The 2,295-nt window shown below is 71.9% G+C and carries 3 protein-coding genes; all 3 read right to left on the bottom strand.

Going from position 1 to position 2,295, the window contains the following annotated elements:
- Positions 1 to 72 precede the first annotated feature (72 nt).
- Entirely contained in the window at positions 73 to 1,332 is a 1,260-nt protein-coding gene (locus CCN33_RS26595; RefSeq protein ID WP_244173948.1) for an FUSC family protein, read from the bottom strand.
- A gap of 96 nt (positions 1,333 to 1,428) precedes the next feature.
- A complete protein-coding gene (locus tag CCN33_RS26590; RefSeq protein ID WP_086695996.1) occupies positions 1,429 to 1,923 on the bottom strand; it encodes an FBP domain-containing protein in 495 nt (164 codons plus the stop codon).
- 101 nt (positions 1,924 to 2,024) lie between these two features.
- The coding region (locus CCN33_RS26585; RefSeq protein ID WP_244173947.1) for a LuxR C-terminal-related transcriptional regulator at positions 2,025 to 2,295 on the bottom strand (271 nt) is incomplete at its 5' end.

Here is a 2,295-nt window from a genome sequence, read left to right as displayed (position 1 = left end):
CCGGTGGGGGAGAGGTCGTCGGCCTCGTCGTCGTGCTCGGACCACAGCAGGGCCGCCCTGCTGTGCGCGGCGTCACCGAGGACGTCCGCCGACCCCCGCCCGGTTCCGCCAGAGGTCCTCCTGTACGCCCAGGCGCTGGCGCAGGCGGTTCACGCGGGGCATCTTCGCGCGCTGCTGGCGGGAGACGCGGTCCAGCTCCTCCAGCAGACGGCGGCTGCGGTGCTCGGTGTCCAGCTCGTCGATGATCCGGTTGACCTCGCTGAGGATCGCACCGAACAACTGCCAGTCCTCGCGGTCCTCCCCGACGTGCGCGAGGAGCTGCTCCGCGAGCCGGTCGCGGGTGGCGGCGGCCGTGTGCAGCTCGGCGGTGAGCCGGGACTCGGCCGACTCGGCGTTGGCGCTCAGGTCGGTGGTCACCAGGACCGCGAAGCTCACCACGGCGTCCGCGATCTCGGACAGCACCTGTTCCACGGTCTGCCCGATCGGCGGCGGGAACAGCTCCTGGGGGCCGCGTTCCTTCGCCAGGTCGGTGAAGGAACGGGCCAGCACCCGCAGGACGACCGTGCAGATCTCCAGGGTGTCCAGGCCGGTGCGCAGCACCACCCGGTGCAGCAGGCCCTCCTTGACACGCGGGTTGAGCCGAAGGCTCTCCTCGGCCTGCCGCAGGGCCGCGTCCACCTGGATGATGTCGTGGTCCAGCCGGCGTGCCTCGTGCAGCCGTTCGGCCGCCCGCTGCCAGGGGATGGAGCCCGCCGCTTCCTCACCCATCCGGAGCATGAGCTGACGCAGCCGGCGGGCCAGCCCCTCGATGGACCGCCCGGCCGCGTCCACCCACACCGGTGGCGGCAGCAGCAGATTGCAGGCCATGCCGATGACGGCGCCGATCAGGGTCTCCACGATCCGCGCCCACGCGGTGTAGCCGACCGTGGTGACGCCGAGCACGAGCATCGCGCTGATCGCCACCTCTTGCACGTACTCGTCGACCCGCACCAGGTGGCCCACGCCCAGCGAGGCCACCAGTAGCAGGGCCAGGCTCCACCAGGTCAGGCCGATCAGGAGGCTGAAGAGGATGGCGACCAGGACGCCCGTCACCACGGCGTTCACCCGGCGGATGCCGTTGGTGAGGGTGGCGAAGAAGGTGACCTGGACGACCAGCAGGGCCGTCAGGGGCGCGGTCAGCGGCGCCGGTTCCGGGCTGAGCCGCAGCGCGATCACATAGGCGACCGTGGCCGCGGCGGACGATCGCAGTGTCTGGACGACCACCGGCTCCCGGCGGCGCGCGACCAGGCGCCGCAGCGCGTCGGCCCACTTGCGTCGCGCTTGCGCGTCCATCCACTTCCGTACGTCTGGCATCCTTTGGCGTCTTCCCTTTCCGTAACCGTGCCGAACGGGGCCGTTCGAGCACCGTGCACGCGAAAGGGGCAGCCCTCAGACGTACAGGCGATCGACGAAGGCGTTGAGGTTGCCGCCCGCGCGGGCGATCTGCTCCTCCGTCGTGAGGCTCTCCTCGAACCTGCTCCCCGACTCCGGCACCTTCTTCCCCCGGACATACAGGGAACACGCCAGGTCGGCGCACATGTACACGCCGACGGAGTTGCCCTCGCGGCCCGCCGCCCCGGCCTTGCGGGCGGTCATCAGCGAGACCCCGCCGCCGCGATGGGTCGTCAGGCACACCGAGCACATGCTGCGGTGCTGGAAGCCGCGCCGGACCGTCGGATAGCGCAGTGCGATGCCGACCAGGGCGGTGCCGCGTTCGAGGACCAGATAGCTGCGGTCGGGCGCGCCCGGATCGCGCCAGCCCAGGAAGTCCAGGTCGTCCCAGGGGCGTTCGGTCAGGTCGCGGGGGACGGCCAGCCGCTTGGCGTCGCCCTTGGAGCAGTTGACGAACGAGGCGCGGATGTCCTGCTCGGTGAGGGGTCGCATCGGGGAAGTCCTTCTGTTGTAGCCATGAGCCTAGGGGGTCTAGGTTTACGAGGGTATAGACCGCCGCCGTGCCGGGCCAAGCGGTTTTCCGCGCCCCGTTCCTACTCGGCCTCGGCACCCCGTACCCGAGGCGGCCACACACCGGGCGCGAGCACTCCCAGGGCGTAGGCGCGGGCGACCAGTTCGGTGCGGTTGGCCGCGTGCCAGCGGGCGGACAGGCGGCGCAGGTGATACGCGACACCGTCCCGGCTCAGCCCCAGCTCACGGGCGGCCCGGCCGGTGGTGGCGCCCTGCGCCAGCAGCGCCAGCACCGCGCCCTCGACCGGGGTGACGGCGGCGGGCTCGGCGGCGGGCTCCGGCTCGCTCTGTCCG

Source organism: Streptomyces recifensis, from assembly GCF_002154615.1.
Lineage (GTDB): Bacteria > Actinomycetota > Actinomycetes > Streptomycetales > Streptomycetaceae > Streptomyces > Streptomyces griseoluteus.
Note: the sequence above shows the minus strand (reverse complement) of the source record. Positions and strands in the feature narration are given on the sequence as shown.

Excerpts from the sequence above, each read along its gene's own strand:
- CCN33_RS26595 (WP_244173948.1), bottom strand. The coding sequence starts at position 1,332 with ATGGACGCGCAAGCGCGACGCAAGTGGGCCGACGCGCTGCGGCGCCTG.
- CCN33_RS26590 (WP_086695996.1), bottom strand. The coding sequence starts at position 1,923 with ATGCGACCCCTCACCGAGCAGGACATCCGCGCCTCGTTCGTCAACTGC.